This is a genomic window from Streptomyces sp. NPDC006265, from assembly GCF_040613555.1.
GTDB lineage: Bacteria > Actinomycetota > Actinomycetes > Streptomycetales > Streptomycetaceae > Streptomyces.
In genome coordinates, this window is record NZ_JBEXSH010000386.1 from 1 (window position 1) to 8105 (window position 8105).

The 8105-nt window shown below is 71.5% G+C and carries 4 protein-coding genes; 2 read left to right on the forward strand and 2 right to left on the reverse strand.

The genetic code is table 11. The features are described 5' to 3' along the window. A partial coding sequence (locus tag ABZ281_RS27475) for an alpha-1,4-glucan--maltose-1-phosphate maltosyltransferase (protein ID WP_356659667.1) occupies positions 1-1703 on the reverse strand: 1703 nt, incomplete at its 3' end. Between the two features lie 215 nt (positions 1704-1918). Then, on the reverse strand, positions 1919-3121 hold the full coding sequence (locus tag ABZ281_RS27480; RefSeq protein ID WP_356659669.1) for a S8 family peptidase: 1203 nt from the start codon (positions 3119-3121) through the stop codon (positions 1919-1921). 276 nt (positions 3122-3397) lie between these two features. On the opposite strand from ABZ281_RS27480, the gene ABZ281_RS27485 reads away from it, so the two are divergent. Both ABZ281_RS27485 and ABZ281_RS27490 read left to right on the forward strand, forming a co-directional pair. Next, the gene (locus ABZ281_RS27485; RefSeq protein WP_356659671.1) at positions 3398-6016 is read left to right on the forward strand and encodes a glycosyltransferase family 1 protein; all 2619 of its coding nucleotides are present in this window, start codon (positions 3398-3400) and stop codon (positions 6014-6016) included. Positions 6017-6595: 579 nt separating this feature from the next. After that, positions 6596-8105, forward strand: a 1510-nt coding sequence (locus ABZ281_RS27490; RefSeq protein ID WP_356659673.1) for an APC family permease, incomplete at its 3' end; no start/stop codon positions are given.

Genomic DNA, 8105 nt, shown 5'->3' on the forward strand with positions numbered 1-8105 from the left:
TGGTACTTCTCCGAGTCCAGGTACTCCTCGCCGCCCTCTCGCAGCGGGGTGTTCTCGCACAGCTCGTAGCCGGAGTAGATGCCCCAGGACGGTGACAGCGTCGCCGCGAGTACCGCCCGGACCTCGAAGGCGGGCCGTCCGCCGTGCTGGAGGTAGGCGTGCAGGATGTCGGGGGTGTTGGGGAAGAAGTTGGGCCGCATGTAGGAGGCGGCCTCACCCGACAGCTCCGTGAGGTACTCGGTCAGTTCCTCCTTGGAGTTGCGCCAGGTGAAGTACGTGTAGGACTGCTGGAAGCCGATCTGGGCCAGGGTGTGCATCATCGCCGGCCGGGTGAACGCCTCGGCCAGGAAGATCACATCGGGGTCGGTGCGGTTGACGTCCGCGATGACCCGCTCCCAGAACACCACCGGCTTGGTGTGCGGGTTGTCCACCCGGAAGATCCGCACCCCGGCGTCCATCCAGTGCCGCAGTACCCGCACCGTCTCGGCGATCAGGCCGTCCATGTCGGCGTCGAAGGCGATGGGGTAGATGTCCTGGTACTTCTTCGGCGGGTTCTCCGCATAGGCGATGGTGCCGTCGGGGCGGTGGTGGAACCACTGGGGGTGTTTCTGCACCCAGGGATGGTCCGGGGAGCACTGCAACGCGAAGTCCAGCGCCACCTCCATGCCCAGCTCCCGGGCCCGCCCGACGAAGCGGACGAAGTCCTCCAGGCTGCCCAGAGCGGGGTGCACGGCGTCGTGCCCGCCCTCCGGCGAGCCGATCGCCCAGGGCACGCCGACATCGTCGGGGCCGGGGGAGAGGGTGTTGTTCTTTCCCTTGCGGAAGGTGGTGCCGATGGGGTGGATCGGCGGCAGGTAGACCACGTCGAAGCCCATCGCCGCGATCGCCGGCAACCGCCGGGCTGCGGTGCGGAAGGTGCCGTGGGGCTGCTCGGGGGTGCCTTCCGAGCGCGGGAAGAACTCGTACCACGAGCCGTACAGGGCCCGCTCCCGCTCGACGAGGAGCGGCAGGGGTTCGCTGCTGGTGACCAGGTCCCGCAGCGGATGCCGGTCCAGGACCGCGTCCACCTCCGGCGTCAGCGCCGCCGCCAGACGAGCCGCCGCAGGGCGGTCCTCGTCCCGCAGGGCGTCGACGGCGGTGAGGATCACGTCGCGCAGTCCCTCCTCCTCGGGCACGCCCGCGGCCGCCCGCTCGTACAAACGCGCGCCCTCCTCCAGGACGACATCCGTGTCCATGCCCGCCGGGATCTTGATCTCGGCGTGGTGGCGCCAGGTGCTGACCGGGTCCCCCCATGCCTCGACGGTGAACGTCCACCGGCCGGGTTCCCCGGCGGTGACCGTCGCACCCCACCGGTCCGTCCCCGGGGCGAGCTCGCGCATCGGCGTCCACGGGCCGGGGCGGCCCTCCGGATCCCTCAGGACGACGTTGGCGGCGACCGCGTCGTGCCCCTCCCGGAACACCGTCGCCGAGATCTCGAAGGTCTCGCCGGTGACGGCCTTGGCCGGCCGGCGGCCGTGCCGGACCATCGGGCGGACATCCAGTACGGGTATGCGCCCGACGGCGGTCGCCTCGTCTTCGGGTGGTGGTGGCGAGGCCGCTGGACCGGCGCCGGCCGGGCGCGCGGGGCGTGCTTCGCCGCCGGGGGCGCGTGCCCCGGTGGTGCGGCGGTTGGGGGGTGCTGGCGAATGGTGGTTGGCGGGCATGACCGCTCCTGTCCGCGTCAACGTGGGTAGGCGGATGTCTGTGGGGAGGTGGGTCCTGCGTGGTGCTCCTGAGAGGGGTACCCGCAGGAGCCTTCCCACCCTATTCGGGTGGGCAATCCGGCACTTTGTTAACTACTCACGCGTATGTCGACACACAAGACCGGCCTCGTCCGCGACGGACCAGGCCGGCCCCCTGGCATGGCTGCTCCTTCGTCCTACGCGCGCGGTACCCGCAGTAATTTGTCCGGTGAACCGAGGCCCCGGCGGGAGACCTTCCCGGTTGCCGCGGTGGTGGTCAGGGCCGCCCCGACCTGGGCCGGAGTCGCTTTCGGATGCTCGGCCAGATAGAGCGCGGCCGCGCCCGCGGCGTGCGGGGACGCCATCGAAGTACCCGAAAAAGTGGCCCGCGCCGTGTCGCTCGCGGCGGACGCGGAGGTGATACCGACGCCCGGGGCGAAGAGATCGAGGGCCGGACCGTGGTTGGAGAAGGCCGGTTTTGTATCCCCGCGGTCGGTCGCGCCGACCGTGACGGCCTGCTTGACGCTGCCCGGGGAGTACAGGCCGGCCGGCCTGCCGTCGTTGCCCGCGGCGACCGTGTAGGTGACGCCGGAGGCGATGGAGGCGCGCACGGCGGCGTCCAGCCGGTCGTTGTGCGGGCCGCCCAGGCTGAGGTTGGCCACCGCGGGCTTCCTCGCGTGCCGGGTCACCCAGTCGATCCCGGCGATCACCCGGGCCGTGGTGCCCCCGCCCGCGGCGTCGAGGACGCGCACGGAGACGATCCGGGCCCTCTTCGCGACGCCGCAGGACGTCCCGGCGACCGTGCCGGCGACGTGGGTGCCGTGGCCGTTGGTGTCCGAGGCGACCCGGTCGTTGCCGACGAAGTCCCAGCCATGGCTCGCCCGGCCGGCGAAGTCCTCGTGGGTGGTCCGGACGCCGGTGTCGATGACGTACACCGTCACCCCCGCGCCGGCCGACCGGGGCCAGGTGTAGCTCCGGTCCAGCAAGGGCCTGTGCTGGTCGACCCGGTCGAGCCCCCAGGACGGGGGGTTCTGCTGGGTGCCGTCGAACCGCACACGGGTGTCCTGGACGACCGAGGCGACCCGGGGGTCGGCGGCCAGCCGCGCGGCCTGTCTCCCGCCCGCCCGTACCGCGTAGCCGTTCAGGGCCGCGCCGTACGTGTGGCTGATCTTCGCCCCGTGCTTTTCGGCGAGGCCCTTTCCGGTCGCCGACCGGGCCTGCGTGCCCTCCTTCAGTGTCACCAGGTAACTTCCGTGCACGGAGCCGGGTGATCCGGCGCCGAGTATCCGCCCCTCCGGTACGGCGTGCGCGGGCAGGGTGGTGGCCGAAAACGCCGCGGCGCAGATCGCCGCCGTCAGGCCCCCCGTCCGGCGCAGACGTCGCTCGCGCGTCCGAGCCATGGTCCGAGTTCCCCTCCTCGACTCGGCGTACGGCTGCCGCGCGGCGCCGCGTGCGGCGGGCGCGGGCCGGTACGCCAGAGGCAGCCTCTCGTGGCGTGTGAAGCACCACAAGGACGCCTATGGGTGCGGAATCGGCCATATCCGCGGATGGTGCTGTTCAGGCCGATCGGGGGTCGGGTGGCGGAGCCTCAGCGGCGGGGGCCATGACGCCGGTACTGTCGTAGGAGACGTCGTCGAAGCCCTGCGAAATCCAGCGAACGCGCCGAGGTGGAACCCGTGAAGGCGATCCGTCGATTCACCGTCCGACCCGTTCTCCCCGACCCCCTCCGGCCGCTCAGCGATCTGGCCCGCAACCTGCGCTGGTCGTGGCACGCGGAGACCCGTGACCTGTTCCAGTCGGTCGACCCCGAGCGGTGGGCCGCCTCGGGCGGCGACCCGGTCCGGCTGCTCGGCAGCGTGCCGCCCGCGCGGCTGGCGGAGCTGGCCGGGGACCGCCCGTTCCTGCGCCGCCTCGCCGCGGTCGCGGGCGATCTGCACGACTACACGACCGGCGAGCGCTGGTACCAGACCCAGCCCGAGGAACTGCCCGCCGCGATCGCCTACTTCTCACCCGAGTTCGGCATCACGGCCGCCCTGCCCCAGTACTCCGGCGGCCTCGGCATCCTGGCCGGCGACCACCTCAAGGCGGCCAGCGACCTCGGCGTCCCGCTGATCGGCGTGGGCCTGCTCTACCGGCACGGCTACTTCCGGCAGAGCCTGTCCCGGGACGGCTGGCAGCAGGAGCACTACCCGGTCCTCGACCCCAACGAGCTGCCCGTCGTCCAGCTCGAGGAGACCGACGGCACCCCCGCCCAGGTCGCCCTCGCCCTGCCCGGCGGCAGGCAGCTGCACGCCCGGATCTGGCTGGCACAGGTCGGGCGGGTCCCGCTGCTGATGCTGGACTCCGACGTCGAGGAGAACGACCTCGGCGAGCGCGGCGTGACCGACCGGCTCTACGGCGGCGGCAGCGAGCACCGGCTGCTCCAGGAGATGCTCCTCGGCATAGGAGGTGTCCGGGCGGCACGGACGTACTGCCGGCTGACCGGCCACCCCGAGCCGGAGGTGTTCCACACCAACGAGGGGCACGCCGGGTTCCTCGGGCTGGAGCGCATCGCCGAACTCTGCGCCGAGGGGCTGGACTTCGACTCCGCGCTGGAGTCGGTCCGCGCCGGCACCGTCTTCACCACCCACACGCCCGTCCCGGCCGGTATCGACCGCTTCGACCGCGAGCTGGTCGCCCGCCACTTCGGCCCCGACGCCGAGCTGCCCCGCATCGACGTCGAGCGCGTCCTCAGGCTCGGCATGGAGACCTACCCCGGCGGGGAGACCAACCTCTTCAACATGGCCGTGATGGGCCTGCGCCTCGCCCAGCGCGCCAACGGGGTCTCGCTGCTGCACGGCAACGTCAGCCGCGAGATGTTCGCCGGCCTGTGGCCCGGCTTCGACGCCGACGAGGTGCCGATCACGTCCGTGACCAACGGGGTGCACGCGCCGACCTGGGTCGCCCCCGAGGTGTTCCGGCTCGGCGCCCGCCAGATCGGCGTCCAGCGCGCCGAGGACGCGCTGACCGTCGGCGGCTCGGACCGCTGGGACACGGTGGCCGACATCCCCGACCAGGACATCTTCGACCTCCGGCGGGTGCTGCGCGAGCAGCTCGTGACCGAGGTGCGGGAGCGGCTGCGGGCCTCCTGGCGGCAGCGGGGCGCGCACTCGGCCGAGCTGGGCTGGATCGACGGCGTGCTCGACCCGGACGTCCTCACCATCGGTTTCGCCCGGCGCGTGCCGTCGTACAAGCGCCTGACGCTGATGCTGCGCGACCGGGACCGGCTGATGGACCTGTTGCTGCACCCCGAGCGGCCGGTCCAGATCGTCGTGGCGGGCAAGGCGCACCCCGCGGACGACGGCGGGAAGCGACTGGTGCAGGAGCTGGTGCGGTTCGCGGACGACCCCCGGGTGCGGCACCGGATCGTGTTCCTGCCGGACTACGGCATGGCGATGGCGCAGAAGCTCTACCCGGGCTGCGACATCTGGCTGAACAACCCGCTCAGGCCGCTGGAGGCCTGCGGCACGTCCGGGATGAAGGCCGCGCTCAACGGCTGTCTCAACCTGTCCGTCCTCGACGGCTGGTGGGACGAGTGGTTCCAGCCCGACTTCGGCTGGGCGATCCCGACGGCGGACGGGGTGGGGACGGATCCCGACCATCGCGACGACATAGAGGCCGCGGCGCTGTACGACCTGCTGGAGCAGCGGGTGACGCCCCGCTTCTACGAGCGCGGGCGGAGCGGGCTGCCCGACCGGTGGATCGAGATGGTCCGGCACACACTGAGCCTGCTCGGGCCGAAGGTGCTGGCGGGGCGGATGGTCCGCGAGTACGTCGAGCGGCTCTACGCGCCGGCGGCGCTCGCCCACCGCTCGCTCGTGCCGGAGTCGGCGCGGGAGCTTGCCGAGTGGAAGGGGCGGGTGCGGGCGGCGTGGCCGGGGGTCACGGTCGACCATGTGGAGACGTCCGCGGTGGCCGCGCTGGCGGAGCTCGGCACGACGCTGGGGCTTCGGGTGCTGGCCGGGCTCGGGGAGCTCGGGCCGGACGACGTGGAGGTGCAGGTCGTCTCGGGGCGGGTGGACGAGGAGGACCGGATCGGTGACGCGACGGTGGTTCCCCTGAAGCCGGTGGGCTCCGCCGATCAGGAGGGGCGCTGGGTGTATGAGGGGCCCTTGTCGCTGGATCGCACCGGGCCTTTTGGGTACACGGTGCGGATCCTTCCCGCGCATCGGCTGTTGGCTTCGAGCGCGGAGCTGGGGCTTGTGGCCGGGCCGTCCGAGGAGCTGGTGGAGGCTGCGGGGATGCTGATGCGGTGAGTGTGCCGTCTGCGGGTGCGTGGGGGCTGGTCGCGCCCACGCGGCGGAGCCGCACATCGATACAGCCCCGCGCCCCTGGTGCCGCGGCAGGCAACGTTCGCCCCACGATGCCCGGCACGCTCCCCCACGCTCTCGACTCCGCTCGAGCAGGGGGTACCCCCACTGGCCGCACCGGCCGAAACCCCGAGTACGTCCAGTACGAGGGCTTCCGGCCGGCACGCCGAGAGCACGCACCGGACGCCGCTCCTCAACGGGCGAACGTTGCCTGCCGCGGCACTAGCGCGCCCCCTGCGACACGTCCTTGCGGCGGCTGATGCTGCGCACACTCGCCACCGTCAGGATTCCGAGGGCGAAGAGGGTGGCCGCGGCGCCGATCAGCTGGGCGGGCGTGTGCATGGGACCTCCAGGGGCGGCAACGGCCGTAAGACGGGCGGGGCTTAGTCATATAGGCATGCGAAGCGGGTGACCTGCGGAATCCGCAGCCGCATGCGCCTTTGAATTCACTCGGAGAGCAGACGGAACGCCGATGGGGGGTGGCGGGTGGGCGACCCCGCAATCGAACGCCTACGATCCTCTGTTGTGTCCAAACTGACCGACGTGCCCAAACGGATCCTGATCGGGCGCGCACTGCGCAGCGACCGGCTGGGCGAAACGCTCCTGCCGAAGCGCATCGCACTCCCCGTCTTCGCCTCCGACCCGCTGTCCTCCGTGGCGTACGCGCCCGGCGAGGTGCTGCTGGTCCTGTCGATCGCGGGCGTGACGGCGTACCACTTCAGCCCCTGGATCGCCGTCGCGGTCGTCGTGCTGATGTTCACCGTGGTGGCCTCGTACCGGCAGAACGTGCACGCCTACCCCAGCGGCGGCGGCGACTACGAGGTGGCGAACACCAACCTCGGGCCCAAGGCCGGTCTGACGGTCGCGAGCGCGCTGCTCGTCGACTACGTCCTCACCGTCGCGGTGTCGATCTCCTCCGGCATCGAGAACCTCGGCTCCGCGATCCCCTTCGTCGTCGAGCACAAGGTGCTCTGCGCGATCGGCGTGATCGTGCTGCTGACCCTGATGAACCTGCGCGGGGTGAAGGAGTCGGGCTCGCTGTTCGCGATTCCGACGTACATCTTCGTAGCGGGCGTCTTCACCATGATCGCCTGGGGCGCCTTCCGCGGCCTGGTCCTGGACGACACCATGCGGGCCCCGACGGCGGACTACGCCATCAAGCCCGAACACGGAGGCCTGGCCGGCTTCGCCCTGGTCTTCCTGCTGCTGCGCGCCTTCTCCTCCGGCTGCGCCGCCCTCACCGGCGTCGAGGCGATCTCCAACGGCGTCCCGGCCTTCCGCAAGCCCAAGTCGAAGAACGCCGCGACCACCCTCGCCGCGATGGGCCTGCTGGCCGTCACCATGTTCTGCGGCATCATCGGCCTCGCCATGGCGACCGATGTCCGCATGGCCGAGAACCCGGCCAAGGACCTCGTCAGCAATGGTGTTCCGCTCGGCCCGGACTACGTCCAGAACCCGGTGATCTCCCAGGTCGCCGAAGCCGTGTTCGGCAAGGGCAGCCTCCCGTTCGTCATCCTGGCCGCGGCCACGGCGCTCGTGCTGTTCCTCGCCGCCAACACCGCCTACAACGGATTCCCGCTGCTCGGCTCGATCCTCGCCCAGGACCGCTACCTGCCGCGCCAGCTGCACACCCGCGGCGACCGGCTCGCCTTCTCCAACGGCATCGTGCTCCTCGCCGGCGCCGCCGCACTGCTGGTGGGAATCTACGGCGCCGACTCCACCCGACTGATCCAGCTCTACATCGTCGGCGTGTTCGTGTCCTTCACGCTCAGCCAGACCGGCATGGTCCGGCACTGGAACCGCAACCTGGCCACCGAGAAGGACCAGGCCAAGCGCCGCCACATGGTCCGCTCCCGCGCCATCAACGCCTTCGGCGCCTTCTTCACCGGCCTGGTGCTGGTCGTCGTCCTCCTCACCAAGTTCACCCACGGCGCCTGGGTCGCCCTGCTCGGCATGGTGATCTTCTACGCGACGATGACGGCCATCCGCAAGCACTACGACCGGGTCGCCGCCGAGATCGCCGCCCCCGAGGGCC

What these genes read in the sequence shown, in the direction of transcription:
- ABZ281_RS27480 (WP_356659669.1), bottom strand. Translation starts at nt 3,121, where the DNA reads ATGGCTCGGACGCGCGAGCGACGTCTGCGCCGGACGGGGGGCCTGACG.